At 66.1% G+C, this 26,225-nt stretch carries 35 protein-coding genes; 34 read left to right on the top strand and 1 reads right to left on the bottom strand.

All coding sequences use genetic code 11. From position 1 onward, the window contains the following. Nucleotides 1-15: 15 nt before the first annotated feature. The 18 genes from AC6CID_RS22285 to AC6CID_RS22200 all read left to right on the top strand — a co-directional run bounded on the left by AC6CID_RS22285 (nt 16) and on the right by AC6CID_RS22200 (nt 12,235). Nucleotides 16-393 carry a DUF4326 domain-containing protein gene (locus AC6CID_RS22285; RefSeq protein WP_498354503.1) on the top strand — a complete coding sequence of 126 codons (378 nt, stop codon included), beginning with the start codon at nt 16-18 and terminating at the stop codon, nt 391-393. Next, complete coding sequence (locus tag AC6CID_RS22280; RefSeq protein ID WP_498354502.1) at nt 390-1,337, top strand: hypothetical protein; 948 nt, start codon at nt 390-392, stop codon at nt 1,335-1,337. The genes AC6CID_RS22285 and AC6CID_RS22280 overlap by 4 nt, the downstream gene beginning before the upstream one ends. A 364-nt stretch (nt 1,338-1,701) precedes the next feature. Further along, a complete protein-coding gene (locus AC6CID_RS22275) occupies nt 1,702-2,445 on the top strand; it encodes a hypothetical protein (protein ID WP_498354501.1) in 744 nt (247 codons plus the stop codon). A 63-nt stretch (nt 2,446-2,508) separates the two neighbouring features. After that, entirely contained in the window at nt 2,509-2,949 is a 441-nt protein-coding gene (locus tag AC6CID_RS22270) for an HNH endonuclease signature motif containing protein (protein ID WP_498354500.1), read from the top strand. A gap of 267 nt (nt 2,950-3,216) precedes the next feature. Then, complete coding sequence (locus AC6CID_RS22265; protein ID WP_498354499.1) at nt 3,217-3,495, top strand: hypothetical protein; 279 nt, start codon at nt 3,217-3,219, stop codon at nt 3,493-3,495. After that, nucleotides 3,443-4,963 carry a terminase large subunit domain-containing protein gene (locus AC6CID_RS22260; protein WP_498354498.1) on the top strand — a complete coding sequence of 507 codons (1,521 nt, stop codon included), beginning with the start codon at nt 3,443-3,445 and terminating at the stop codon, nt 4,961-4,963. The genes AC6CID_RS22265 and AC6CID_RS22260 overlap by 53 nt, the downstream gene beginning before the upstream one ends. 9 nt (nt 4,964-4,972) lie before the next feature. Further along, nucleotides 4,973-6,265 carry a phage portal protein gene (locus tag AC6CID_RS22255; protein WP_498354497.1) on the top strand — a complete coding sequence of 431 codons (1,293 nt, stop codon included), beginning with the start codon at nt 4,973-4,975 and terminating at the stop codon, nt 6,263-6,265. A gap of 233 nt (nt 6,266-6,498) precedes the next feature. Beyond that, complete coding sequence (locus tag AC6CID_RS22250; protein ID WP_498354496.1) at nt 6,499-6,771, top strand: endonuclease VII domain-containing protein; 273 nt, start codon at nt 6,499-6,501, stop codon at nt 6,769-6,771. 18 nt (nt 6,772-6,789) lie between these two features. Continuing rightward, nucleotides 6,790-7,575, top strand: coding sequence for an HK97 family phage prohead protease (locus AC6CID_RS22245; protein ID WP_498354495.1), 786 nt, complete (start codon nt 6,790-6,792; stop codon nt 7,573-7,575). Then, a complete protein-coding gene (locus tag AC6CID_RS22240; protein ID WP_498354494.1) occupies nt 7,572-8,843 on the top strand; it encodes a phage major capsid protein in 1,272 nt (423 codons plus the stop codon). Before AC6CID_RS22245 ends, AC6CID_RS22240 begins: the two co-directional genes overlap by 4 nt. Before the next feature lie 14 nt (nt 8,844-8,857). Then, nucleotides 8,858-9,001 carry a hypothetical protein gene (locus AC6CID_RS22235; protein WP_498354493.1) on the top strand — a complete coding sequence of 48 codons (144 nt, stop codon included), beginning with the start codon at nt 8,858-8,860 and terminating at the stop codon, nt 8,999-9,001. Further along, nucleotides 8,998-9,507, top strand: a complete 510-nt coding sequence (locus AC6CID_RS22230) for a hypothetical protein (protein ID WP_498354492.1) — start codon at nt 8,998-9,000, stop codon at nt 9,505-9,507. The genes AC6CID_RS22235 and AC6CID_RS22230 overlap by 4 nt, the downstream gene beginning before the upstream one ends. Next, entirely contained in the window at nt 9,504-9,827 is a 324-nt protein-coding gene (locus tag AC6CID_RS22225) for a hypothetical protein (protein ID WP_498354491.1), read from the top strand. The genes AC6CID_RS22230 and AC6CID_RS22225 overlap by 4 nt, the downstream gene beginning before the upstream one ends. Before the next feature lie 48 nt (nt 9,828-9,875). Then, nucleotides 9,876-10,124 (top strand): hypothetical protein, encoded by a 249-nt coding sequence (locus tag AC6CID_RS22220; RefSeq protein ID WP_498354490.1) that lies wholly within the window; start codon nt 9,876-9,878, stop codon nt 10,122-10,124. Further along, nucleotides 10,121-10,513, top strand: coding sequence for a hypothetical protein (locus tag AC6CID_RS22215; protein WP_498354489.1), 393 nt, complete (start codon nt 10,121-10,123; stop codon nt 10,511-10,513). Before AC6CID_RS22220 ends, AC6CID_RS22215 begins: the two co-directional genes overlap by 4 nt. Nucleotides 10,514-10,558: 45 nt before the next feature. Next, nucleotides 10,559-11,386, top strand: a complete 828-nt coding sequence (locus tag AC6CID_RS22210; RefSeq protein WP_498354488.1) for a hypothetical protein — start codon at nt 10,559-10,561, stop codon at nt 11,384-11,386. Nucleotides 11,387-11,457: 71 nt separating this feature from the next. Beyond that, the gene (locus tag AC6CID_RS22205; RefSeq protein ID WP_498354487.1) at nt 11,458-11,769 is read left to right on the top strand and encodes a hypothetical protein; all 312 of its coding nucleotides are present in this window, start codon (nt 11,458-11,460) and stop codon (nt 11,767-11,769) included. Further along, the gene (locus AC6CID_RS22200; protein WP_498354486.1) at nt 11,750-12,235 is read left to right on the top strand and encodes a hypothetical protein; all 486 of its coding nucleotides are present in this window, start codon (nt 11,750-11,752) and stop codon (nt 12,233-12,235) included. Before AC6CID_RS22205 ends, AC6CID_RS22200 begins: the two co-directional genes overlap by 20 nt. On the opposite strand, the gene AC6CID_RS22195 is transcribed toward AC6CID_RS22200, so the two are convergent. Beyond that, nucleotides 12,232-12,384, bottom strand: a complete 153-nt coding sequence (locus AC6CID_RS22195) for a hypothetical protein (RefSeq protein WP_498354485.1) — start codon at nt 12,382-12,384, stop codon at nt 12,232-12,234. The genes AC6CID_RS22200 and AC6CID_RS22195 overlap by 4 nt on opposite strands. Here AC6CID_RS22195 and AC6CID_RS22190 point away from each other — a divergent pair. Genes AC6CID_RS22190 through AC6CID_RS22115 form a run of 16 tightly spaced genes read left to right on the top strand, consistent with a single transcriptional unit; the run spans nt 12,376 to nt 26,075 of the window. Then, the gene (locus tag AC6CID_RS22190; RefSeq protein ID WP_498354484.1) at nt 12,376-12,636 is read left to right on the top strand and encodes a hypothetical protein; all 261 of its coding nucleotides are present in this window, start codon (nt 12,376-12,378) and stop codon (nt 12,634-12,636) included. The genes AC6CID_RS22195 and AC6CID_RS22190 overlap by 9 nt on opposite strands. A gap of 11 nt (nt 12,637-12,647) precedes the next feature. After that, nucleotides 12,648-16,550 carry a phage tail tape measure protein gene (locus AC6CID_RS22185; RefSeq protein ID WP_498354483.1) on the top strand — a complete coding sequence of 1,301 codons (3,903 nt, stop codon included), beginning with the start codon at nt 12,648-12,650 and terminating at the stop codon, nt 16,548-16,550. A 50-nt stretch (nt 16,551-16,600) separates the two neighbouring features. Next, on the top strand, nt 16,601-17,473 hold the full coding sequence (locus AC6CID_RS22180; RefSeq protein WP_498354482.1) for a hypothetical protein: 873 nt from the start codon (nt 16,601-16,603) through the stop codon (nt 17,471-17,473). After that, nucleotides 17,464-19,131, top strand: a complete 1,668-nt coding sequence (locus AC6CID_RS22175) for a Gp37-like protein (protein WP_498354481.1) — start codon at nt 17,464-17,466, stop codon at nt 19,129-19,131. Before AC6CID_RS22180 ends, AC6CID_RS22175 begins: the two co-directional genes overlap by 10 nt. Nucleotide 19,132: 1 nt before the next feature. Next, nucleotides 19,133-19,510: a phage gene 29 protein family protein gene (locus tag AC6CID_RS22170; RefSeq protein WP_498354480.1), complete on the top strand. Its 378-nt coding sequence runs from the start codon at nt 19,133-19,135 to the stop codon at nt 19,508-19,510. Beyond that, nucleotides 19,510-20,049, top strand: coding sequence for a murein hydrolase activator EnvC family protein (locus AC6CID_RS22165; protein ID WP_094980352.1), 540 nt, complete (start codon nt 19,510-19,512; stop codon nt 20,047-20,049). The genes AC6CID_RS22170 and AC6CID_RS22165 overlap by 1 nt, the downstream gene beginning before the upstream one ends. Then, nucleotides 20,046-21,020, top strand: coding sequence for a glycoside hydrolase family 25 protein (locus AC6CID_RS22160; RefSeq protein ID WP_498354479.1), 975 nt, complete (start codon nt 20,046-20,048; stop codon nt 21,018-21,020). The genes AC6CID_RS22165 and AC6CID_RS22160 overlap by 4 nt, the downstream gene beginning before the upstream one ends. After that, the gene (locus AC6CID_RS22155; RefSeq protein ID WP_094980354.1) at nt 21,017-21,355 is read left to right on the top strand and encodes a hypothetical protein; all 339 of its coding nucleotides are present in this window, start codon (nt 21,017-21,019) and stop codon (nt 21,353-21,355) included. Before AC6CID_RS22160 ends, AC6CID_RS22155 begins: the two co-directional genes overlap by 4 nt. A gap of 3 nt (nt 21,356-21,358) precedes the next feature. Continuing rightward, entirely contained in the window at nt 21,359-21,643 is a 285-nt protein-coding gene (locus AC6CID_RS22150) for a hypothetical protein (RefSeq protein WP_498354478.1), read from the top strand. Then, nucleotides 21,640-21,846, top strand: a complete 207-nt coding sequence (locus tag AC6CID_RS22145) for a DUF7620 family protein (protein WP_498354477.1) — start codon at nt 21,640-21,642, stop codon at nt 21,844-21,846. The genes AC6CID_RS22150 and AC6CID_RS22145 overlap by 4 nt, the downstream gene beginning before the upstream one ends. Beyond that, a complete protein-coding gene (locus AC6CID_RS22140; RefSeq protein WP_498354476.1) occupies nt 21,843-22,205 on the top strand; it encodes a putative phage holin in 363 nt (120 codons plus the stop codon). The genes AC6CID_RS22145 and AC6CID_RS22140 overlap by 4 nt, the downstream gene beginning before the upstream one ends. Then, nucleotides 22,192-23,517 carry a fibronectin type III domain-containing protein gene (locus AC6CID_RS22135; RefSeq protein ID WP_498354475.1) on the top strand — a complete coding sequence of 442 codons (1,326 nt, stop codon included), beginning with the start codon at nt 22,192-22,194 and terminating at the stop codon, nt 23,515-23,517. Before AC6CID_RS22140 ends, AC6CID_RS22135 begins: the two co-directional genes overlap by 14 nt. Nucleotides 23,518-23,528: 11 nt before the next feature. Then, nucleotides 23,529-23,822: a hypothetical protein gene (locus tag AC6CID_RS22130; RefSeq protein WP_006550286.1), complete on the top strand. Its 294-nt coding sequence runs from the start codon at nt 23,529-23,531 to the stop codon at nt 23,820-23,822. Next, nucleotides 23,822-24,292, top strand: coding sequence for a hypothetical protein (locus AC6CID_RS22125; protein ID WP_498354474.1), 471 nt, complete (start codon nt 23,822-23,824; stop codon nt 24,290-24,292). The genes AC6CID_RS22130 and AC6CID_RS22125 overlap by 1 nt, the downstream gene beginning before the upstream one ends. Nucleotides 24,293-24,304: 12 nt before the next feature. Next, nucleotides 24,305-25,198, top strand: coding sequence for a LamG-like jellyroll fold domain-containing protein (locus tag AC6CID_RS22120; protein ID WP_498354473.1), 894 nt, complete (start codon nt 24,305-24,307; stop codon nt 25,196-25,198). Nucleotide 25,199: 1 nt separating this feature from the next. Beyond that, nucleotides 25,200-26,075 carry an alpha/beta hydrolase family protein gene (locus AC6CID_RS22115; protein ID WP_498354472.1) on the top strand — a complete coding sequence of 292 codons (876 nt, stop codon included), beginning with the start codon at nt 25,200-25,202 and terminating at the stop codon, nt 26,073-26,075. The last annotated feature ends 150 nt before the right edge of the window (nt 26,076-26,225 follow it).

Here is a 26,225-nt window from a genome sequence, read left to right as displayed (position 1 = left end):
ACGCAGGAGGAACCGATGAACCCGACACGGATTCAGCGCCGACGCACCGCTGGATGGCGGATGCCCGAAGGTGTCGTCTACGTCGGCCGCGGAAGCAAATGGGGCAACCCGATCGGGCTATCCGACGTGGCAGCCCAGTACCCGAGCCTCGACGAGCGCGGAGTCGCCACACTCACGGTCCGCGACTTCCGGGTTCTCGCTACGAAAGGCAGGCTCGCATTCCCAAATTGGCGCTACGTCAGTGGCGGCCGCGGCCCGGTTGAGTGGACCTATCCGAGCATCGACGAGATCCGCGCAGAGCTCGCCGGCCGTGACCTTGCATGCTGGTGCCCGCCCGACCGTCCCTGCCACGCGGATGTCCTGCTCGAGATCGCGAACGGAGAGGCGCCGTGACCAGCGTCGAATGCCACAACTGCGGCCGCACCGTCGCCGACCACTTCCCGCTCTGCGAGACCTGTACCGGGACGCTCACGAGCGACCTGCTCGCCGTGCCGAGCCTCATCGCCGACATGACCGTCACCCTCACCCGGCAAGCCCGCATGAGCCGTGGCAAGACCGTCGGCAAGAGCGCCGAAACGCTCCTGCCCTACGCAGCCGACCGCAACGGCAACCCGCGAGCCTTCCCGCTCGATGCCGTCGTCAACGCCGTCGGCGGATGGGCACGCAGCGTTGCCGACACGCTCGACGTCGATCTCGCCGACATCCTCGAGCGCCGAGGCCTGCGCCAGCTCGCCGGCAACAACCGCGGCGGCGGGCGACCCGACCCGGCAGCGCTCACCGGAGAACCACTGCTGCCCATCGAGCTCGCCGCAGTGTGGCTCGCCTGCCATCATCACGACCTGCGCCGGTACCCGTACATCGACGAGCTCTACGACGAGATCACCGACGTCGTCGCCAGCGCACGCTCGGCCATCGACAACCAGCCTGGTCTCGTCTACAAGGGCCCGTGCAGTGCCATCGTCGACGGCGGCCTGTGCGAGACCGACCTCTACGCCGAGCGTGGTGAGGACTGGGTCAGGTGCCGGCGGTGTGGCGCCATGCACAACGTGCAGATCCTCGACGACCAGGCGCTGCGCAACGCCGAGCAGATGAGCTTCACTGTGCCCGATCTCGTGCGCGTCCTCGCCGCGTACGGAGAAGACGTACGCCCCAACACGATTCACGTGTGGGCGAATCGGCGTGAGCTACGGCCGCGAGGCTGGCGCACACCCGACGGGCAGATCACCGACCACTGGATCCGGCGCAGCGATCAGCCCGTCTACCGGCTCGGTGATGTGCGCGTGCTCATCGCGCAAGCCGCGCGTCGACAGGCGGCGACACGCAACGTGGGCGCGTGAAGGTGACAACGCGCTGACCTGCGTGTAATCATGAAGGCGAACTACCCGACGTGTCTCTACCGTCGGGTTTCGTCGTCTCAGGCCACATGCCGAGACCCCTCGACCACCACTCGGGTCCCAACGTCGTAGCAACGCCGGCGAAGCACCCCCACGACGCCCGATCTCCCATGAGCAGAGGGGCACGCTGCCCGAGTGGTCCCAATTTGAGGAGCTGACCGTGCCGACATGGAGACTCGCGATTCTAGCCCTTCTCGCCGCCGCCGCATCCATTGCGGCAGTCGTCATCACGATCGCGTACATCCTCGGCGTGATATCCACCGGCGTGTGGTGGTGACACCGCCCATCCGGGAGTGAAGGAGGGCCAATGCTCACCGTCGTCATCGGCCCGCCCGCCGCAGGCAAGAGCACCTGGTGCCGGCAGCAGGCCGGACCTGACGACGTGATCATCGACCACGACCTCATCGCCCTCGCCCTCTCACCGCCACGCGACGGCGAGTCCAAGCACGAGCACAGCAAAGCAGTGAAGGCTGTGACCAAGGCGGCGCGCCAAGCTGCCATCGACAAGGCACTCACCCTCAGCCGTGACGTCGACGTCTACCTCATCCACTCCACGCCGAGCCGCCAGCTGCTCGACACCTACCGAGCCCGAGGCGCACACATCCAAGTGATCGACCCTGGCATGGACGTCGTCCTCGAACGCGCCAAGCGAGAGCGGCCATGGTGGATGCAAGGTGCCATCCGCAACTGGTACGCCCAGCAGGACCCGACCCGTGGGATCAGCAAGGCCAAGCGCAAGACCGACCCGAACCTCGGGTGGCAACACCAGAAGCAGCGCGAGCGACTCAAGGCATCCCACGTCGACGGCACGCTGTGCTGGTGGTGCAACAGGGCTATGTACCGCGATCCCGCACAGAACTGGGACGGGGCGCAGCTCGAGGCCGACCACAGCACCTCACGGTCGCAGGGCGGCGTCACAGCCGACCGGCTGCTTCACCGGCACTGCAACCGATCTCGCGGCGATGGATCCCGAGACCATGAACGGCCGGCTATCGCATCGAGCGAAGAGCCGGCACCACAGAAGCCGCTGACCACGAGGCAGTGGCTGTAACTACCAAGACGCCCCGGCGCCTGTGCTACCAGGCCCGGGGCTGACGACTGTCTAGGAGTCGACATGGCAAGGGTAGACCTCAGTGTGCGCATTCAGCGCAACAGCACAATCAATCCGGAGACCGGCTGCTGGGAGTGGGCCGGATGTTTGGATCGAGATGGGTACGGGCGCATCAAGGTCGGCGGCAGGCCTCTATCCGCTCACCGTGTCTCATACGAGCGCCATCGGGGAGCGATCCCGGACGGCCTCCACATCGACCACCTCTGCAGGGTCCGGCACTGCGTCAACCCTGACCACATGGAGCCGGTGACCAACGAGGAGAACATCCGTAGGGGTTGCGAGTCGCGCGAGACGGGCCGGTGCAAAAAGGGGCATGTGCGGACCGCCGAAAACACCTGGCTCGACTCCCAGGGACGGCGCCACTGCCGCACCTGTCGCGCCGAGGCATCCCGTCGATATCGGGACAGGGCCGGCACTCCAAGCGGCCATGCCGTGACCACCTGATCGACCCCTGACGCGACGGGCTGCCAGCGAGGCAGCTGGGCGGCTGCATGAGCGCGCTGGGGCCGAAGCCGGGGGGCCTGGAGATCACCAGGCTCCCCGGTCCCCTCACTCCTTCGGTCGCCGCGAGTGAGCGATTTTTACGCGCCCGCTGTAGCCACGTGCAGGAGGTGCCCCAGGATGCCCCCAGTCAGCCGAGCCGAGGCTCTCCGACCATCGGGCATGGGTCCCGCTGGGGTCGCTGTCTGGGACGAGCTCACGTCGCCCTGTATGGCCGCTGTGGACCTGGCCCTCGCAGCCGAGGCCGCCCGGATCGCCGACCGGCTGGCCCGGCTCGACGCGGTGCTGACCGGGGCGAGTGACGAGTGGCTGCGCCTGATCCCGGCCCGGGACGACTCCACCGAGTACGTGCTCCGAGTGACCGGGGCGATGCAGGAAGCCAGGCAGCAGGCAGTCGTGCTCAAGCAGATCCGTGCGGAGATCATGAGGGGGCGCAGTGACAGCGGCGGGAGCGACGATCGAGAGGACGACATCCTCGCCGACCTATGAGGATTGGCCGACACTCACCGGCCGGCAGAAGCCGCACCACCTCCTCGAGCAGGCCGGAGATCACGACCTCGGGGAGAAGGCCCTCACGCTCGCGGCCCGCGCCGGCAGCCGGTCGATGCCGTGGCAGCGTGATGCTCAGCTCGCGATCCTGGCGAAGCGGCCGGACGGGATGTGGACGCACCCGCTGTGCGTGATCATTTGCCCACGTCAGAACGGTAAGTCCGAGATCCTGATCGTCCGCGTCCTGTTCGGGCTCTTCAAGCTGGGCGAGAACATCATCTACACCGCCCAGAGGTGGACGACCGCCGAGGACATCTACCTGCGCATTTGGGCGTTGATCGAGGGGCAGCCGTCGCTGCTCCGGAACGTCGTCAAGCACACCTGCTCGCAGGGCCGCGGCACGATCCACCTGAAGAACGGCGGGAAGGTCGTCTTCACGACCCGGTCTGCCGATGCCGGCCGCGGCTTCACCAAGCTCGACCTGATCATCTACGACGAGGCGTACTCGCTGACCGACGGCGAGATGTCTGCTCTCGCGCCGCTGAAGATGGCTGCCGACGATCCGCAGACGATCTTCGCCTCGTCGGCGGTGAACGAGGCGCAGCACCCGGACGGGTTCGTGCTCTCGGGGTTGCGTGAGCTCGGCCTGTCGGGTGAGCCGGACGATGTGTACTTCTCGGAGTTCATGGCTCCGGAGGAGATGGACCGCGACTCCGAGGACACCTGGCGATACGCGAGCCCGTCGTACGGCGTCATCCAGACGGCGGCGAAGATCCGCAACACGCAGCGCGAGCTCGGCGTGACGGCCGGCGGAAAGATCAGCTTCGACGTCGAGATCCTCGGTCGTGGCCGCTGGCCGACCGACCTGAGCGGCGAAAGGTTCGAGCCCGTGATCGATCTCGACGCATGGCGTGACCACGTGGTCGCCGAGCCGGAGTTGGACTTCGACGACTTCGCCGTCTCCTTCGATATGCCCGAGGATCGCTCGGTGCTGACGATCGGCGCGGCGACGCGGCGTGTCGACGGCGGCATCCACTACGAGGTGGTCTTCCACGGCAAGGCCCGCGACGCGGTCGAGACTCTCACGAAGGTCAACGAGAAGAATCCTCGCGCGGTGTGCGTCTCGCGTTCGTCGCCTGCGATGTCGATCGTCCCCGACCTCGAGGACGCCGGTGTCGAGATCATCCTGGTGAACGAGCAGCAGCAGGCGCAGGCGAACGGCGCGCTCGTCGACGAGCTCGCAGCGGATCTCACCTCCCACACCGGTGACGAGCTGTTCGAGAGCGCGCTGCAGGTAGCCGAGAAGCGATCGGCCGGCGCGGGTGGCGCGTGGACCTGGGACCGCAAGACGGGCTCGGTGATCTCGCCGATGGTCTGCGTCTCACTGGCCCGCTTCGGTATGTGGGCCGACGTCGACGAGGAACCGCAGCAATCCGCTTATGAGGAATCAGATTTCATCATGCTCTAGGAGGTAGTGATGGGCCTTGCCTCCTGGCTGGGTTTCGGAGCGAAGGCTCCTGCTGGCGCGACCGCAGGTTCGGCGCCGGCCGTAGAGGTCAACCTCGACGGCCTGCGAGGACAGTCCGTCGAGAAGCTGTGGCGCGATCAGCCGAACCTGCGGACGGTGGTGAACTTCCTCGCTCGCAACGTCGCACAGCTCGGACTCCATGTGTTCGAGCGGTCGGACGACGGCAACCACGTGCGGGTGCGTGAGGGTGCGTTGTCGGATCTCATCAAGCTGCCGAATCCGCAGCAGACGACGTACGAGCTGATCTACGACCTGGTCGCGACGCTGGCGCTGTACGACATCGCGTACTGGGCGGTAGTGCCCGACACGAAGTCGGATGCGGGCTGGACGATCCGGCCGATCCGCCCGACGTGGGTGACCGACGCGAAAGCCGATGGCGCGTTCGGCATCAAGGAGTACGAGGTCTCGCTTCCGGAGATCACCGAGTCTGTGATCATCCCGGCCGAGGACATGCTCGTCTTCCACGGCTGGAATCCGGAGGACGCCCGAATCGGGTCGTCGCCGGTGTCGGCGCTGAAGGCGACACTGCGCGAGCAGATCGCCGCGACCGAGTACCGGCGCCAACGGTGGGAGCGCGGCGGCCGCGTCGACGCGTTCATCACACGCCCTGCCTCGGCGCCGCCGTGGTCGAACGAAGCGAAGTCGAAGTGGGCGAAGCAGTACCGCGAGTCCTATTCGGGCAACGGCACGAACGCCGGTGGCACACCGTTGCTCGAGGATGGCATGGAGCTCAAGCGGCTCGGGTTCTCCTCGAAGGAAGACGAGTACATCGACGCGGCGAAGTTGTCGCTGACGACGGTCGCGTCGGTCTACCACGTGAACCCGGTGATGGTCGGCATCCTCGACAACGCGAACTACTCGAACGTCAAAGAGTTCTCACGAATGCTCTACTCCGACACGCTCGGCCCGACGCTGCGGATGATCCAGGACCGCATCAATACGTTCCTCGTACCGCGGATCCAGCCGGGCCGGTTCGTCGAGTTCAACGTCAAGGAGAAGATGCGCGGCTCCTTCGAGGAGGAAGCCAGCTCGCTGCAGACCGCGGTGGGTCGTCCGTGGATGACTGCCGACGAAGCGCGTGCAACGCAGAACATGCCGGCGCTTGGTGGCGACGCAGCGCTGCTCGTATCGAACCTGAACCAGGCTCCGGCTGCATCGGATCCGCCCGCATCATCACCGCCACCTGAACCGACGGACGAACAACCACCGGGGACGGACCCGGCCGAGGAGGTACAACCGTGAGCGTTGAGTCAGTACCCCTTGAGACGACCGACGTGCTGAAGGTGTGTCGCGACTGTGGCGAAGGGAAACCGAGGTCGGATTACCACGCTCACAAGCGAGCCCGGGACGGCCTGTACCCGTACTGCAAACCGTGCTCGTCCAAGCGGAACGCGGCCTGGCGTGCCAAGAACGCGGAGCGGCTGCGTGAGTACGAACGGAAACGGCCGAAGCGGTCTGCCGAGGAACGGCGACGGATGCAGCTCTGGCGCCTCTACAAGATCCTCCCCGAGGACTACGACCGGTTGTTCGCAGAGCAGTCCGGTCGGTGCGCAATATGCGGCACCGACGATCCGGGTTCCGGTCGGGAACTGATGAATGTCGACCATGACCACGAGACCGGTGAAGTCCGTGGCCTGCTGTGCATGGGCTGCAACATCGCGATCGGTCATATGGGCGACGACATCGAGCGGTTGAAATCCGCGATCGCCTATCTCGAGAGAGGCGGCGCCGGATGCCCCCGAACCTGATACCAGGAGGAACGCACCGTGGAGCTTAAGGACTTCGCGATCAGCGTCAAGGAAGATGAAGACGATGGCCTGGCTGAGGGTGAGTTCATCGGCTACGCCAGCGTCTTCGGAAATGTGGACAGCTACGGGGAAGTAGTTGCCAAGGGCGCATTCGCGAACAGTTTGAAAGAGTGGGCCGAGTCGGGGAATGTCCTGCCGGTCCTCTACGGCCACAACATGAGCGACCCAGACTTCAACGTCGGCGCTGTCATCTCCGCTGAGGAGGACGATCGCGGCCTGAAGGTTCACGCGAGAATCGACGTAGACACACCCAAGGGCGCTCAGGTCTACCGACTCCTCAAGGGACGGCGTCTGGCTCAGATGTCGTTCGCCTTCGACATCGTCAAGAAGCGTGATGTCAAGGCAGGCGCTGGACTACCTGACCATGTGTCCCTCGATGAGGTGAAGCTCTACGAAGTCTCCGTTGTGCCGATCGGTGCGAACCAGGAGACAGAGATCCTCTCCGTCAAATCCGTCACACAGGCGATGTGCGCCAAGGCTGGCCGGGCACTCTCGGCCGCCAACGAGAACATTCTGCGTGACGCCCAGAAGCAACTCGATGAGGCATCTGCCTCTATCGGGCAAGTCCTCGCTGTTCTCAGTGAGGCACAAGACCAGGAACAGGCCAGCGGTAAGGAACCGTCCTCCGGGCCGACCAGCAAGTCGGCGCCGGATGAGGCCACGCCAAATCCGTCCGTCTCCCTGGCGCTATCCATGCAACTACTCGCCACCCCGATGTGGGCGGCAGAAGGGGGTTCGCTGTGAACCTCAAGGAAAAGCGCGCGGAGGCGTACGCCAAGGCGCAGGGCATCATCGACGGCGCGAAGGCCGGCGGCGTCGAACTCACCCCCGAGCAGGCCGCAGAAGTCCAGGGTCTGATCGATCAGGTGAAGGCGTTCGACGAGCAGATCGCAGCGGCACTCAAGGGTGACCAGCTGCTGTCGGCCCTCGACGCCCTCGGCGAGGCATCGGCCGCAGCCGGCGGCGACGACGGCGGTGAAGGCGAGCCCGGTGCCCCGAAGGGCTTCACCTCTTCGGGCCGCAAGGCGATGACCCTCGGTGAGCACTTCATCAAGGAAGCGGGCGACTCGCTCAAGCAGGTGAAGGGCCGGCGGTTCTCCCTGTCGGCACCTGACTTCAAGGCGGCCACTGATACCCACACGATCAGCGATTGGACCGCGGGTACCCCGTACCTGACGGACTTCGATCGCACCATCGTCCAGGGTTACCGCCCGAAGCTGGTCATCGCCGACCTGCTCGGCAAGGGGCAGATCTCCGGGAACGCGATCACCTACCTCGTCGAGCAGGCCGCTGAAGGTGACTTCGCCGGCGTCGCCGAAGGTGCCGCGAAGCCGCAGCTCCACTTCCTTGAGCCCGAGCCGAAGACCGACGCTCTGAAGAAGATCGCCGGTTGGATCAAGGTCTCGGACGAGCTCGTCGAGGACGCGCCGTTCCTCAAGACCGAGATCGACAACCGCCTGCTCTACAAGCTCGGCGTCTTCGAGGAGCAGCAGCTGCTCAATGGCAGCGGCACCGGTCAGAACCAGCTCGGCATCCTCAATCGGTCCGGTATCCAGACCGAGGCTTCGGCAGATCCTGCCGACGACGCCGATGCGGTGTTCCGCGCGATCACGAAGATCGCGACTGCCTCGGGTCTGAACGCCGACGGCATCGTCATCAACCCGATCGACTACCAGAAGTTCCGGCTGTCCAAGGACGCGAACGGCCAGTACTTCGGCGGCGGGTTCTTCTCCGGGCAGTACGGCAACGGCGGCGTCCCGATGGATCCGCCGCTGTGGGGTCAGCGCACCGTCGTCACCCCAGCGATCACTCCCGGCACCGTGCTCGTCGGCGCGTTCACTCAGGCGGCGACGCTGTACCGCAAGGGCGGCGTCCGGGTCGAGTCGACGAACTCGCACGACGACGACTTCACGAACAACCTGGTGACGATCCGCGCCGAGGAGCGCATCGCGCTCGCGGTCCGTCAGCCCCTCGGCTTCGTGAAGCTGACCCTCGGCACCACGGCTCCGTGATGCGTGAGTACCGGATGGTGATTGGCGGGATCACCCACACGGTGCAGTTGTCCGACGACGAGGCGAAGAAGCTCGGGGTGACCGACAAGGTCGCGACCCGGGCCGCGAAGCCTCCGGCGAACAAGGCACGTTCCCGCACGCGCAACAAGGAGGCGTGACCATGCAGCCACTCGTCGGGATCGCACAGTTCCGCGAATTACTTGCGGGATCCGGACTCGAGGAGTGGCAGCTCGGCGTCGCCTCCGCGGCCATCCGCTCGTACTGCGGATGGCACGTCACACCGGTCCTCGTCGAAACCGTCACGCTCGACGGCGACGGCGGCACGATCCTCAACCTGCCCACCCTGCGCCTGATCTCCCTCGTGGAGGTCAAGGTGCAGGGTGAGGCGGTCGAGGACGTCGAGTGGTCATCGGACGGAAGCCTGCGCGGCAGGTGGCCGGACCGGTGGCGGTCGATCGAGGTGACGATGGAGCACGGCTACGACCAGCCGGCGGATCTGCTCGGCGTCCTGGTCGACGCTGCGGCGCGGGCGGTGAATTCCGAACTCGGGGGTGCCGCCGAAACCATCGGCCCGTTCAGCTTCACGGCATCGGAGGGGTCGACGGTGATGTACGCGCACGAGCTGCAGATCCTCGATCGGTATCGGCTGCCGAGGTTGCCATGAGCGAAGTGGTGTACCGGATCCGGAAGACCCCCGGCGGTCTGGATCGGAAGAACAACCCGATCCCGTCCACGGTCGAACGGACGCCATTACAGGCGAGCGCGGTAGCCCCCGGCGCCTCTCGTCGTAACGCGCGGCAGGCTCGGAACGGCGAGACCATCGAGTACACGGCCTACTTCAAGAAGGCACCAGACCTGACGAACGACGATCAGCTTGAGATCCGCGGATTGATATGCAATGTCCGCGTTCTCGACTACGGGCTGTCACCGTTCGGTACGGGTCGTCACCCAATGGAAGTCCTCGCCGTGATCGGAAGGGGGTGAATCATGGCATCTCGAAGTGGAGTTCAGTTCCGACTCGACCGTGCGGGCGTGCGTGAGCTTCTCACCTCGCAGGCGGTACGGGACATGGTCAACGGAGTTGGTGAGCAGGTGGCTGCTGCCCTCCGGTCGTCACTGCGGCCGGACATCGCTGACACGGTATCGGTGACGAGCTACACCTCCGACCGCGCGGCAGTCTCGGTGGCGATCTGCCACCCGGCAGGTAAGGCGATGCAGGCCAAGCACGGTTCGCTCACTCGGGCCGCGGCGATGGTGGGTCTCGAGGTGAGGTCGCGGTGAAGGCGGCGCGCGCGCCGGCCGACGCCGCGGATCGGGTCGAAGAGTTCCTGTACGGACAGTTCGACTCGTCCGTGCTGACCGTCGGCATGTCCCTGCCGAAGAAGTGGACGCCTACCGATACGCCGGCCGTGGTGGTGTTCGACGACAGCGGCCCGCAGCAGTGGCCGGTGTCGACGACGTCGACGATCCGCGTCACCGTCTGGGCCGACGGCCGCACTCGCGCTCGCGATCTGGCGGGCCGCTGCATCGGCCTGCTCCTGTCGCACCGCGTTCCTGGGCTGGCTCACGTCGGCCCGGGTTCCGGCCTGATCGACGACCGCGATCCCGACAATGGCGGGTTCATGGCGAGCGCCACCGTCATCGCCAAGATTCGCACCAAATCTCTCTGAGTCGCCGCGAGGTGACCGACCACCCTTGGAAGGGGTGTATTTCGCATGACCGCACCAGCTGTCAATCCCGATGCGTCGAGGATCTGGGACGAGGCCGAGGTCTACGTCCTGGCTCGCTCGGCCGTCCCCGGCGGCAACATCACGCCGTTCATCCCCACAAAGGTCGACGACGAACCGCATGAGGCGTGGGAGTTCGTCGGCTTGCTCGACGCGGCCGCCGGCATCCCCGTCAATCCCGAGATGGAGATCGTCCACTACGACGCCTTCGGTCATTCTCGGTACCGCAGCAAGGCGCGCAAGGGCACCGTGTCGACGGGCTTCACGGCACTCGAGGACAACTCGGTGACCCGGAAGTTCGTCCTCCCCGGCTCGACGGCGAAGAAGATCGGCGCCCCGCGGGGCGTGTACTTCTACACGATGTACGTCCTGCGTGACGAGGACATCATCACCGACATCTGGGTGTCGCTGCGCCCGGCGCTGTTCGAGCTCGGCTCGTTCACCAAGGCCGAGGGTGAGCAGGAGATGTACGCGATCACCGTGCATCACGCCAACGATCCGAACCGCGACGTGTTCGAGCGGGTCGAGACGATCGAGGGCGAGACCGCCTGGTCCGTCACGATCACCGGCGCCCCGACCGGTGGCACGTTCACGATCACCGTCAACGGCCAGACCACGACGGGCATCACCTACAACGCGACGGCGACGGCGGTGCAGACCGCGATCAACGCGCTGTCGACGGTGGACGGTGCGACGGTCACCGGTTCGGCCGGCGGCCCGTACACGATCACCCTGCCCGACGGCGGTGCGCTGACCGTGAGCGGTGCGGGGTTGACCGGTGGCACCAACCCGGCTGCCGCGGCCGTACCGGCGTAAGACCCAGCCGCCCGGTGGAGTGCAGCCCGCCGGGCGGTTGGCCCTCTCTGCTGCACAAGGAGCGAATCGCGATGCGTACCCCAACCGAGTCCGAGATCAGGCAGGCCGCAGTCCAGCTCGGCCACACGAAGCCGGGTGATCCGGTCCCACCACGGATTCGAGCGAAGGTCGCGAAGGCACTCCAACTCGCGGTGCAGATGGATTCGGCCGACGAAGCACGTGATGCCTCGTCGGCCGAATTCGTCTCCACCATCTCCGACACATTCGCCGGCCTCATCGGGGCCGGACTTTCCGACGACGCTGCGGCCCGTGTGGTCGCGGCAATTGCGCCCGACGTCTGGCGCGCGAACCAAGGAGCTGCACATGCCGAAGGTCCACGATGACGATTTCGACGACGAGGTCTACGACGAGGACGAGTTCGAGAACGAACCCCTCGACACCGAGATCGCCGAACCGCAGGTCGTCCGCCGGCACCCGAACCGAGGTGAGCGACGCGGGAAGAAGAAGCGCAGCGGCGTCACCATTCCTGAGACCGCACCACAGCCTCGGGACCGGCAGCCGAAGCGATCCGCCCAGCAGGCCGAAGCCGAGGACGTCGAGATCGTCCTCACCCTCTGGGACGAGGAACTGCGCATCGACCGCTCCGCGATGGCCGTGTCCTGGGACTTCCAGGAAGGTGCCGTCAACAAGAATCCGCTGCAGATGGTCAAGGGTCTGCTCGGGCAGAAGCAGTTCGGCTGGTTCTGCATCAAGGCCCGCCAGGAAGGGCTCAGCCCGTTCGAGGCCGCGAACAAGGTCATGGAGCTGTTCGCCGAGGAAGGCGGATTCGAGTCGGTGGGAAACTCCTAGGCCTCCTCGCGCTGCTGTCCCGGAAGGCGGACGTCGTAGAGGCGGATCTGCGCCGCTTCTACGACGTCGACCTTCGGGACCTGTGGCGGCGCGACGAGGAGGGTTTCCCCCTGCTGACCCACCGGCAGGTGTGGGTGTACGTGCGTCACCTGCCCCGCGACTCTGCGCTGGCGATCGACGACAACGGCGGACTCATGCCCTGGTCGATGGTCGAGCATCTGCTCGCCGACCGGTGGGAGCAGGAAGCGAACCGCGGCAAGAAGAAGGGCACGCCGGTGATCCGCAATCCGCGGCGTCTCGAGGTGCAGTCGAAACAGATGGCGCAACGCGGCAGCCGGAAACGGGCCGCCTTCGAGCGTGCGAAAGCGCGCCGCGAAAGAGCTTTGCGCGCAAGAAGTTAGGAGGCCCCTGAGTGGCATCTATCGGTTGGGCTTCGCTGCAGATCATCCCGACGATGCGCGGAGTCTCGGGGCAACTCACGGGGCAGCTCGCCGGACCGATGCGCCAAGCCGGGCAGCAGGCAGGCGAGCAGGCCGGCCGTGCCGCCGGGGAAGGCATGGCGTCCGGTATCGAGTCCGCGCGGGCGGCGGTGTCGAAGGCATCGGCGAAGCTGGCCGCGGCTCGGGACAAGGAAGCCGACGCGGCCGGTAAGGTCCGCGTCGCCGAGGCGAAGCTGCAGGAGCTGCGAGACAAGGGCAAAGAGGGAACGGCCGCCTATGTTGCCGCGCTGGAGCGTCTCGAATCAGTGCAGCGCGGTGCCGATCGCGCACAGCAGGCGCGCATCGCTGCGGTCAATGATCTGACCGCAGCGCGCGCCCGGGCGGCCAGCGCAGCCAACGAGGACGAGCAGGCCACCCGCCGGTGGCGTGACTCGCTCGACGGCATCGGAAGCTCGGCATCGAATGCCGCGAAGTCCGTTGCCGGAATGGCCGTCGCAGCTGCCGGCATCGGCGGCGCGATGGAGCTCGTCGGCCAGGCCTTCGAGAACATGGACGTCACCAGCAACCTCGCGGCACAGCTCGGCGCCACCGGTGATCTCGCCGCCGAGTACGGCGAACACGCGGGTGAGCTCTACAAGTCCGGCATCGCGGGCTCGATGGAGGAAGCCGCCTCGGCGATCGGCATGGTCGCCAACAGCTTCCGCAACGCGGGGTTCGAGGGCGAAGCCTCGATGGAGCAGATCGCCGCGAACGCAACGACCTTCGCGAACGTCTTCGAGCAGGACGTCGGCAGCTCGGTGCAGACCGCGTCGCAGCTCATCCAGAACGGACTCGCGAAGGACAGCAGCGAGGCCTTCGATCTGATGACGCGGGCCTTCCAGACCGTGCCTGCAGCAATGCGCGAGGAACTGCCGGAGATCCTGCAGGAGTACGGCACCAACTTCCGCGCGCTCGGGTTCGACGGCGAGGAGTCCTTCAACATCCTTGTCGCCGCTGCTGAGCAGGGGAAGTTCGCTCTCGACAAGACCGGTGACGCCCTGAAGGAATTCACCATCAGAGGCTCGGACATGTCGACCGCCTCGACGGACGCGTTCAAGGCAGTCGGCCTCGACGCCGCCGAGATGGCGAAGCAGATCGCGGCTGGCGGAGAAGGTGCGCAGGAAGCACTGCAGGCCACCGCGCGTGGACTGCTCGAGATCGAGGATCCGGCGGAGCAAGCGAACACCGCGATCGCATTGTTCGGAACTCCGCTCGAGGATCTGTCGATCGACCAGATCCCTGCGTTCCTGCAGGGCCTGACGGGCGCAGAGAACGCGATGGCCGGATTCGCAGGGTCCACACAGGAGATGTCGGACACCGTCAACTCCGGACCGAACCATGCGATGACGGTCCTGAAGAACACCATCCAGTCCACGATCACCGACGGCATCGGAGCCGCGGCGCAGTTCCTGGTCGAGCACGCGGACCTGTGGAAACAGATCGGTGCCGTCGTCGGCGGTATTGCCTCGGCGACCCTGCCCGCGATCTGGTCGGCGCTGCAGACCGGTGTCGGCATCCTCGGCGAGGTCGCCGACGCTGTCGCCGGTGTCGTGAACTGGTTCCGTGAGCACGAGGTCGTGGCAGGCATCGTCGCTGGTGTCATCACCGTCGGGCTACTTCCGGCGCTGACGTCGATGACGATCGGCTTCGCGACCTCGGCGGCGAGCGCGGTCGCCAGTGGCGCGACGCTCACCGCGGTGTGGATCTCGACGCAGGCCTCGGCCATCGCGTCGGCGGCGGCTCAGGTCGCGGCCCAGTACAAGACGGTCGCCGGGTGGGTTGCTGCCGGTGCTGCCGCGGTCGCCAACGGTGCGATCATGGTCGGCCAGTGGATCGCAGCCGGTGCCACTGCTACGGCGCAGGCGGCGATCGCTGCGGGCGCGTGGGTCGCATCGTCGGCGAAGACCGTCGGCGCGCTCGCGCTGCAGGGTGCAGCGTTCATCGCACAGCGCGCGGTGATGGTCGCAGGAGCTGTTGCGACAGCAACGGCGACGGCAGCGCAGTGGGCGTTCAACGCGGCACTGTCGGCCAACCCCATCGGCCTGATCATCGCAGCGGTGGCGGCGCTTGTGGCCGGCCTCGTGTGGTTCTTTACCCAGACGGAAGTCGGGCAGCGAATCGTCACCGCGGCATGGGATGCGATCCGGGCTGGCTGGGATTGGATGTGGGGCGCCGTCTCCACCGGTATCGATGCCTTCGGAAATGCCCTGTCGTGGATCGGAACCAAGGCGACCGAGGCGAAGGACTGGGTCGTCGGCAAGTTCAACGAGCTCGTCGGATTCGTCACCGGCCTGCCGGGGCGGATCGCGTCGGCGGCGTCGGGTATGTGGGACGGCATCAAGAGCGCCTTCAAGGCGGCGATCAACTACATCATCCAGGTGTGGAACGCCCTCGAGTTCCGGATCCCCGGATTCGAGGTCGGCCCGGTCAAGTGGGACGGATTCGTGCTCGGCCTGCCCGACATCCCCACGCTCGCCACCGGCGGTGTCGCTGGACGGCGTTCCGACGGCACGCTGTGGGGTCCGGGCACCGGTACCTCCGATTCGATCCTCGGCATCGACACTCGCGGCGTTCCGACGGCGCGCGTGTCGGCGGGCGAGGGAGTCGTCAAGAAGTCGGCGATGGACGCAGGTGGCGACCAGGTCGTCGCCGCGCTCAATGCTGGCTGGGTTCCCGGCTATGCCGAGGGCGGCGCGGTGGTTTCACCTGATCAGCTGGTGAACTTCGCCAAGGGGGTCGAGGGGAAGCCGTACGTGTGGGGCGGCGTGAACTGGGGCGACTGCTCCGGTGCCGTCTCCGCGCTGGCGAACTTCGCGACCGGTCTCGCCCCGTTCGCCTCGCGGTTCGCCACGATGACCGAGGGGGCCGAGCTCGCAGCACGCGGGTTCAAGCCGGGCCTCGGCCCTGCGGGGTCCCTGCAGGTCGGTTGGTACAACGGCGGACCGTACGGCGGTCACACGGCGGCGACGCTGCCGAACGGCGTGAACTTCGAGATGGGCGGCAACCGCGGCAACGGCCAGTACGGCGGTGGCGCGGCAGGTGCCCGCGACTCGATGTTCACCGACCACGCACACCTGCCGATGATCATCGCGCAGCTCGTGCAGCCGTCGGTCGAGCAGGTCTCGCCGATCACCTTCCCGAGTGACAACGGCACCGTGACGATGCCGTCGACCGGCGGCACCACGTCGCCGGGGACTGCGGGAAGCTCACCGTCGACGTCGTCGGGGGCGTCGACGGCGGGCACGTCGGGTACCGAGGTGACGCAGACCTTCTCCGGCCGTGAGCGGTTCAAGCAGTTCGGCGAGGAACTCGGCGGGATCTGGGCCGACGCCGCGGTCGAGGCTCTCGGCCTCGGTGAGTGGTTGGACCTCGCGGACCGCTACACGATCAAGGCGGAGGGCGGCACCGCTACGGCGGCCGCGACACCGACGCCAGAGACGGGTGCAACACCGGCACCGCCGCCACCTCCACTGTCGCCGCTCGATCCGGCGAACGGCATCAAGGGTGATCTGAATGTGGCGCCGCTGCTCGAGCAGGCTCGGGGCTTCCTCAAGAGCGTCGGGCTGTTCGACACCGGTGGTGTGTGGGAGCCGAACACGTTCGGGTTCAACGGATTGTCCGAGCCGGAGTACGTCCTGAAGGACGCGCACTGGAAGACCGCGAAGGCGAACGTCGACAAGGTCGATCAGCTCGTCGGCGCGGGGGCCGCGGTGGGCGGTGGAGGGAATGTCTACAACACCTATGCCACCTTCCGCGACGAGGACGAGTACTACCGCCGCCGGGCCCAGGAGCAGCGGCTCGACATGAAGCGGCATCTCGGGAGGTGGAGTAGGTGAGAGATCGCGTCGATATCACAATCCTCGGCGCTGACGGATCCGTGTGGCCGGTGGCTGGAAAGTACGCCGGCCGCACGGGTGTCGTCATCTCCGACAAGGGTGTCGACGGGGTCCTCGACGCGCCGATCACGGTCATTCACGACTCGACTGTGAAGCAGGTCGGCGGCACGCTACGCGGCGTCGACTATCCGGTGCGCGACATGATCCTGCGGTTCTACGCGTTCGAGGACGAGTACCTCGGGCGCACCGGTGAGTTGGAGTCGCGGCTGCGGCAGGCGTTCGTCGCCGAGCCCGACCGGTGGGATCCGGACTTCCGGCCGCCGCGAGTCAAGGTCGTCACGCCGCTGTCGGGGCCCCGCACCCTCGAGGTGTGGATGTCGGAGGCGCCGGACGTCGTTCTCGACGACGATCCGATCGAAGACGAGATGTTCGACGTCACCTATCAGCTGCGCGCGTATCAGCCGATGTGGCGATCGAAGCCGGACATGCGGTTCTTCGAGACGTCCGGCTCGTCGGGCTCCGGCTTCATCGAAGTGTGGAACCCGACGGACCGGCCGCTCGAACAACGCTGGGAACTCACCCGCGGAATCTGGACTCTGCCCGATCCGACGTGGACCGGACCGAAGGGTAAGCGCAAGCCGGGCGGCGCCTTCCCGAACCGGGTGCAGCCACTGCCGGAGATCACCGCTGCCGACGGTGGCGTGACGATCCAGATGGATCGGTCGAAGCGGCACGCCACATCGGCGACCGGCACCCCGTACGAGGCCCGGATGCAGGGCAAGTGGCTGCGTCACGTCATCCCGCCGTACACCCCGAAGACAATGCTGCCGATCTCCGTGACCGGAGCGCCGGCGGGGGGTGCGCGCGCTGAGCTCCACATGGAACGCCTGTGGTCGAGAGCATGGGGGTTGGAATGGCGGTAGATCTCGAGGCTTCACTCGAAGAACAGTGCGAGGCGATCTGGCATGCGACGCTCGAAGCGGAGCGCCGCGACTGGGAGATCCGCAACGACGACCCACTGGTCAAGCTCGCCGACGGCAATCAGGTCATCCGACACCTCCTGCTCGACTACCACGAGCTGTCGTTCAAGGACATCGAGAACGACACAGGCTCGTGCACGATCCTGATCGACGCCGATCACTACGTCGCCGAATGGGTCCTCGACCAGGAAGGCCGGCGCAAGCGCGGTGAGGGCACGAACCTCCACATCGAGGTGGAGGTCGCGGGCGTCAGGTGGTCCGGCAGGGCTGAACCGCACGACGTCGAGGAAGGCGAAGATGGGCGCCGCTATCTGCGGCTGACGTTCCTGCACGAATACGAAAATCTGAAGTGGATCGACTGCTGGTCGAACCCGTTCCTGCCCGCGATCTTTCAGTTCCCGCGGATCTTCATCCTCGCGGGCCCGGCGATCTGGACGCTCAAGACCGCACTGTTCCTGAACCTGTGGCGCCTGTTCTCCGGGATCTGGCAGATCCCCGACGATCCGATGGATCCGTCGACATGGCTCGACGGGCTCAACATGTCGACGTGGGACATCGTCGTGAATCCGACGACGTTCTTCGAGGACATGGCGGCCGGCACCCAGTGGGCCGTGTTCGCCTCGCGGTGGGGAACATGGCACGACATCGCGGCCCCGATCCTCGCCGACGCTGAGCTGACCGTGGTGACGCGACGGTGGCGCACCGGCGATCCGGATCCGTGGCTCGGCGCGAACATCAAGGACGGCGCGCTGGTCGTCGACATCGTCGACAAGTCCGGCGCGATGACGGGCACGGCGCACGGCGGCACGATGTTCGACGGATTGTTCCGCACGATCCGCGAGTTCACCGCCGATTTTCTCGACACCACCGAGTCTCTGCTCACCGATTCGCCGACGTCGGATCTGTACGTGCCGGGGCGTGGGACGAAGAAGGCGTGGCCACACGTCTACTTCCCGAACGACTCTCCGGCGGCGGTGTCGAAGAAGTTCACGCAGGGCCCATCCAAGGGCGTGATCATCAACACGGGTGGTCACTCGTTCCCAGGCGTGAACGAAACCATGTCCGCAGGCATCCAGGCCATCGGAGATATCGTCGGAAATGCGCTGCAAATAGGCAGCATTGGCGGATCTATCGATACCATCCTCAAGCCTTTCTACGAGGACACGGTCGCCGCCTGGGTCTCGGTCAAGATTCCGCCTCGCATTGCGTCACAAGGTGAGTCGCACTACTGGGAGAAGCACATCGAGTCCGCCGGGAAGGCGTACACCCTGAGCACGCTCATGGTGATCCGCCAGGCGATGTACGAAACACGCTCGTTCCGGTCGGCGTCGATGCAGATCAAATCGGCCGAACCGTACGTGGCGGGCTGGCCCGGCACCGGTGATTTCTGGGTCGGCGATCGTCTGATCACCGATCTCGAGGGCATCTCGACCGAGCTCATCGTCGAGCGCGTCTCGCAGATGGAGTACACGCGCAAGCGCGGTGACCGCGGGAACTTCGGCGTCACCGTCGGCCCGAAGCAGGACGAAGATCCGGCAGTCGCGATGGCGGCCCGGCTCGAAAAACTCAACGGCATCGCCAAGACACTAGGGGTGTTCTGACATGAGCGAGACAGTCGACCAGGGCGCAGAGAACCCCGTCGATGTACTGCAGGATCTGCCGACTCGGGAGAACTGTGATCCGAACAATCCCGAGGAAGCGTTCCTGTGGATGTTCGTCGGCCTGCCTGGCGTCAACGGTGCGTCGATGATCATGGGGCCGGACTACTACCGGCAGGTCTCGAAGCAGCTGTGGGAGCTCGGCGCTCGCCCGGTCGAGGAGCCGATCAAGCATCTCGAGCGCGGGCAGTGGGTGTACGAGAATCCGGCGGACGAGCCGGAGCCGATCACCGATATGTACGCGCGTCTGGCGGCTCAGCAGCGAGCCGACTATGAGGCGAAGCTGCGGGCGCGCGGCATGTTGCCACCCGAGGAGCAGTGATGGCGCCCCGGTATTGGCCGCTTACGCGGGGGCATGCCGTCACCGACACCTTCGGTTACCAGAGGTGGCGGGGCGGCACCCACTGGGGTGTGGACTTCGGTCGCGACGGCGGATCGGCCGGTATGCCGGTCTATGCCGTCCAGGGCGGCACTGTCGTCAACGTCGGGCCTGCCTCGGGGTTCGGACAGTGGGTCGTGCTCGATCACCCGACCGCCGATGGCTCGGGCACCACGGTCTACGGGCACATCGTTCCCGAGGTGCGGGCGGGTCAGCGCGTCGAAGCGGGCCAGCGGATCGGGCACATCAATCCGGACTCCCGCACGAACGGCGGCGTCGCGCCGCATCTGCACCTCGAGTGGCACCGGGCCGTGTGGTCACCGCCCGGCCCGAATCGACTCGACCCACTCCCACTCCTCGCCGGGGCGCTGTTCCCGGACGAGGTGCCCCCTACGCCGGCATCCAGTGCGCAGCGCGAGGGCTATTCCGACTATGTGCGGGAAGGGTTCGCGCAACTCGTCCCACCGAAGGGAAACCGATGACCCTCTACGGCATCGATATTTCAAATCATCAGCGTGAGTTCGACTTCGGGGCGGCCAAACGAGAAGGGTTCGTGTTCGCCACCCACAAAGTCACCGAGGGTGACGGCTACCGCGACCCGTACTGGCCCCGCGCCCGAGACCAGATGCGCGAGCACTTCCCGGGCCTGTTCGGCGGATACCACTTCGCACGCAACAACGTCGACGTGAACCGGCAGGCCGACGCGCTCCTCGCACACCTTGGCGACCCGAGCATTCCGGTGCAGCTCGACTACGAGGACACCAGCAACCGAGGCTCCATCGACAATATGAAGGCCCTCATCCGGGCCATCGAAGAGCGCGGGATGCGGGTGTTCGTGAACTATCTGCCGCGCTGGTACTGGATCGGCCACATGGGCGCACCCCGACTGGACGGCACCCCGCCGATCTGGAACAGCCACTACGTGAACGGAACCGGCTACGCCTCCGTCCTCTACCCGGGCGATGGACACGCCGGATGGGCGGAGTTCCACACCGGCGCACCCCCGGTCGTCCTGCTGCAGTTCTCCGAACGCGGACAGGTCGCCGGCCAAGCCGTCGACGTCAACGCCTTCCGTGGCACCGAGAACGAGCTTCGCGCGCTGTTCGGCAGCGCCCAACCCGAGGGGGAATCCGTGGCAGACATCGTCGAGCAGGGAGCCGGGCAGCTGCATCCGCAGCCTGGCCGCCTGCGCCCGATCAACCGGCAGCAGAACGTCAACCCATCGACACGCACCCCGGCCGAGCCGTGGCCGTACGACATCTGGTGCGACCTCTGGAACGAGATCGCGTGGGACGGCTACGACATCCGCCCCGAATACGCCGACGTCCCCGACGACGTCGGCCGCTCCCTCGTGGCGCTCGTGCAGACCATCGCCGCCCGCCAGGTTCAGCAGAAGGCGCAGCTGGACCGCATCGAATCCAAACTTGACCGACTTCTCGGAGGCACGCAGTGAAGAGCATCGCGAAGAACTACCCGGCCATCCGGCAGGTCATCTACGGCATCCTGACCGTGCTCGGCGCCATCGCCGTCGGTGCCGGCCTGATCACCGAGAGTGAATCGGCCGAGTATCTCGGGTACGCGACGTTGGTGCTGACAACCCTCGGCAACCTGCTTGCCAGCCTGTTCGTCGACCGCACCTCCCCTGCGCAGGAGGCGAAGATCGAGCAGGCCGTTGAGGTCGGGTTCGAGCGAGTCGCGCAGCGTGCGCAGCCGCACGTGCAGGCAGGTATCGACCATGTGAACGATCTGCGGGAGCGGTACGTCGATCCGTTCATCCGCAGGGGGTAGCGCATGGAGCAGTTCTCGACGTTCTTCACCTCCGACATCGGCCTCGGCGGCATCCTCTCGGCAGTCATACTGCTCATCATCTTCGGCGGCCTCGTCCCATGGAGGCAGCACCGAGCTGCACTCGCCGAGAAGGACCGGCAGATCGAAGAGCACCGCGAAGACAAGCTGGTGCAACGCAAGATCATCGACGAGCAGGCGTCTCAAATCTCCCTGCTCATCCCGAAGATCGAACTGTCGGTGCACATGGCCGAAACGCTGAAAAAACTCGGTGCAGGGGAGGGGCTGTGACGTGGTGGAGAAAGAAGCAGAAGCCCGAATCCACGGCGGTGAAGAGGGCGCGGGCGGAACGGATTGTGACCGAGCAGCGGCTCGAGCAGGTGCAGGCGCAACGCGAGTATGTGGAGCAATTGGCCAAACTTGCGGAGAAACACATCAGGGTGAACGGGTTTGGTGCGTCTGCCGCGGCGGCGATGAGGAGGCGGAACGCATGAGACGGATCACCCTGGCGTCGGCTGGGGTCGCGTGCGGTGTAGTGGTTGCGGTGTTCGATCCACAGGAAGAGGCCCGCATCCTGCTGACGACCATGACAATCCTGGCGTGGCTGTTCGTTGCGCTGTACGGGTTCCGTTCTCCGTGGCGCACCACTGAGGCCGGCAAGACGCTGATGTATACGGCGGTCGCTCTCGGGTTGATCGGGTTGCAGCTGATCTCGGTGTGGTGGTTCGGTGACTATCCGTTCCGCGCTGAGGTGCGGTCGGCTGTGGTCTCGGTGCTAGTGCTGTCGTTGCTGCATCGCCTCATGGTGTTGTGGCGGTTCCAGCACGAGGAGGTGCGCGGTGACGTCACCTAACGGCGGTGTCCCGTCCGGTGGTCTCTCCGGCTCGGGCGGGATGTCCTCGCACGCTCGCACGACCGAGGGGCAGTGGCGGGATTCGATCTACAGTCAGGTCGAGGGCCGGTACGGGAAGGTCAACAGCTTCGGGGATCTGATTGGGCAGTGGATCCTCAACATGATCAACAACTTCATCGGTGATCTGCTCGATGCGCTGGACGGGATTACGTTCGGGATCTTCAATCTCGATGATCTCGCGGACCGATTCCGGGGCACGGAGTCTCGTCTGGCACGTGAGGTGGTGCGTCTCGACAACAGGATCGACACGCTCGCCGATGAGTTGGGCGTCGTGCAGATCGCGACGTTCGGGTACTCGGGCCGGTGGTGGAAGCCTGCGGGTGCGTACGGCGACATCGTGTTCGACTGCATCGCCGGGGCGTCCGGCGGTGGCCGGTCGAACAACGGCGGATCGGGCGGCACCTACCGCGGTGGTCTCGGTGGCTGGTCAGGCGGTTGGCAGAAGGTCATCATCCCGTACGACCAGTGCCCGCCATACATCGACATCGTCGTCGGCGAACCCGCACCGGGGGCCACGAGCGACGGCGGACACGGCACCACCGGAAAGACCACCACGTTCTACGCCCCGGACGGCACGATCCTTGCTCAGGCCACCGGGGGAAGTTCGGTGGACCGCAAATACGGTGAGGGAAACAACACGTACCGGGTGCGCGGCGGCAATGGCGGTGGATCCGGCAGTGCTGCCGATGGAACCAGTGGGTCGTCGGGATCCTTCGACCCTGGCGGTAAAGGTGGTGTGGGGTCTGGTGAAGGGGAGAATGGTGCCAGTGTCCCGGCAGGAAAAATCGGCGTCGGCTCAGGTGGGGGCGGCGGAGCGCGAGCGGACCTAACCGGCAACGGTGCCCGCGGGGGTGACGGGGGCTGGCCCTCGGGACCTGGAGGCGGTGGCGGTTCGTACGTCTCCTTCGGTTTCGCCGGGAACGGCGGCGTGGGGGCGGCGGGTGCCGGTTATATCTCCACCCGCATCAGCGACACCCGCGTCGTCCCACCCTCAGTGCCCGCCGGGCTCGCCGCGACAGCGGTCACCGGCACGACGGCGACGATCACCTGGGCTCCGTCGACCGACGACTTCGGCGTCGACCAGTACGAAGTCCTTGTCAACAACGTGGTGCGCGGCTACACCGAGGCGACCTCGTTCCCGCTGACCGGCCTCACCCCGTCCACGGCTTACGCGGTGAAGCTGCGCGCTGTCGACGACAACGGCAACTGGTCGGCCTTCTCGACCGTCCTGAACTTCACCACGACCGCATAGGAGAGCACTCGATGCCTACAGCACTACAGGTCGCCGACGGGCTCGGCGGATGGGCCGGGCCCGCGACCCTCTACCGCGTCGACCCGCCCATCGAAGGCAAGGATCACCTGCTGCTGTTCCATCAGCCGCCGATGTACGGGCAGGTCGGCCAGATGGTCGTGCTGCTCGCGGATGAGGACGCGCAGGTGAAGGACTCCCGCCCGACGCATGGGACGCACGCGACGAACGATCCGAATCATCCGTTCACGCTGCAGATGGCCGGCGGGTATCGGCTGGTGGACTCGGTCGATGAGATGGGGGCGTGATGACGACGATCACCGGCACCACGATCAAGAACGTCGCCAACGGACTATCGAACGGCGACATCACCGTCGAGTCCCCGCAAGTCCGCGGCCGGGCGGGCACATTCATCGACACCGGCGCGAAAACCGTCGACGTCACTGACGGCACGTTCGCGCCGATCGAGGTCGAACCCGGCCCGATCCTCGTGACGATCACGACCGAGGGCGCGCACACCGTGTTCGAGGCGCTCGTGCCCGACTCCGGGAACGTCGACCTGTGGGCACTACGCGAGCAGACCTACTCCTACACCGAGCCGGTGATCTCCGAGGTGGCTGAGCTGGTGCAGCGCGCCGAGGCCGCGGCCGACCGGGCCGAAGCCGGTGGCGGGGGTGGCGGAACGCTGGTGGAGGACCCGCCTGGTTCCGGCCTGTACTCCCCGTCATCCGCCGGCCTCACTGAGGACCCCAGTAATCCCGGCTTGTACCTGATCTGATTGGAGGCCGCGATGGCCAAGAAGCTTATTTCTCTGGACGACGCACAGCCCGCCGGATCACGGTTGCCAGCTGCGGTACGAACAGACCTGAATGCCACTTATGCCCCCGTCGAATCGGGTGTCGTGTTCATCCAGCACGGCGACGATGTGAACGCACCGCGTGGGACAGCGCCGGGCCGACGCATCTGGGTCGGCACCGTGAAGCCCACCGCGTTCCTCGACGGCGTCGATCTGTTGCTCAAGCCGACAACCGGCGCAGTCGTGACGCCACCCCCTGCCGTGCCGACCTCCGGTTTGGTGGCTCGTTGGACCTCGCACGATGCCGTCGGGACACTCGACGGTGCGGTGACGTCCTGGCCCGCTATGGGGGGCACGGTGCCGCTGACACTGACCGGCGGCCCGATACTGCGCAACGCGGACGGAAGGCGTTACGTCGAACTCGACGGTGTGAACGATTATCTGTCGGCCGCGTTCGGGTCGACCATCGCGCAGCCATCGACCACGATGGTTGTCGGACGCTATCCCGACGCAGTCACAGGCAATCAGATCCTGTGGGGTGGCACCACTACCACGTCGGTGTCGCAGACCATCGGGCTTGCAGCTGACGGACGATTCCAGATTTACGGCGGCTCGGGTCGCGTCTCAACCGTCGTAAACGACGGCGGGTGGCACCTGCATCACGCGCTGTTCAACGGCGCTACCTCCGACTATTCCCTCGACGGCGCATCGGTCTCTGCTGGCGCAGCGGGCGCGAACACACTCGACGGGGTTCGCATCGGTGCCAACTCTGCGATCACCTCGTTCTACAAGCTGCACATCGCTGAGGTGCTGGTGTGGAGTCGGGCGCTGACCACGCAGGAAAAGTCCGACGTGTCCGCCGCTCTCATGGCTCACTACGGGATCTGACATGCGTAACGAATCGAGCCGCACAACCAAGGCCACAGCGGGCGGCACCGCATACGACGAGGTGGTGATCTACCCCCTCGGGGTGCAGGACCGGGCACTGGCGTGCATCCCGGCGGGTGTCGCCCTCGGGGCTGAGGCGGTGCTCGCAATCTGTGCGCACGGGTCGGGCGGGACCGAGGAAACCATCAACGGGGCGGCGATGCTGCCCACCCGTGACGCAATGCTCGAGCGGGGTTGGGTTGTCATGTCGGCGTTCGCGCATGATCGGGCCTGGTCGAACGCGGTGGCATTACGCGACTACCAGCGGCTCTACACGTGGGCGGCCTCGCAGTGGCAGGTTACCGACGTAGTGCTACACGGGCAGTCGATGGGCGCGTTGACTTTGGTCAACGTGGTAGCGCGGGATGCGATCCCTCGAGTCCGTGGGGTGGTGAGCATAGACGGGTCTCTCAGCCTCGGCGCGGCGTGGGCGTCGTCCAGCTATAAGTCGCACATCCGCACCGCGTACGGAATCACCGACGATGCGACCTATCCGACTGCGACGGCGGGGCATGATCCGTGCCTGGTCGACGTGCAGCGGTTCGCGGGTAAGCGACTGTTCCTGTCGGCATCCCCTGCCGATACTGCGATCCCGAAAGTGCAGCATTCGGACGTGTTCCATTCTCGGGTCACGTCCGTTGCGGATGAGGTGGTGTACGTGTCCGGCACTGCCGGGCACGTGGAGGCGCCGAACTACTTCCCGCAGGAGGCGGTCGGGTTCCTCGCGGCCGGGCTGACGGGCGCGCCGGCCGACAGTCTGTCTCCGTTGCCGTTCGGGATGACCGAAGGCGACATGTGGGCGTCGGTGTCTGGATCGCTCGTGCAACTCACCCCCTGACCCGCTCGTAACGCATCCCGCGATGGCAGTTACATGACCTGAAAGTGAGCATGCTCATGTCCGTAGATGTTCAGCAATTGATGATGTCGGCATTGCGCAAGCGGGCCGCGCAGGGCGGGAAGCATCTCCACCACCGCGACTGCATCCAAG

Source organism: Rhodococcus sp. GQ147, assembly GCF_059759155.1.
Note: the sequence above shows the minus strand (reverse complement) of the source record. Positions and strands in the feature narration are given on the sequence as shown.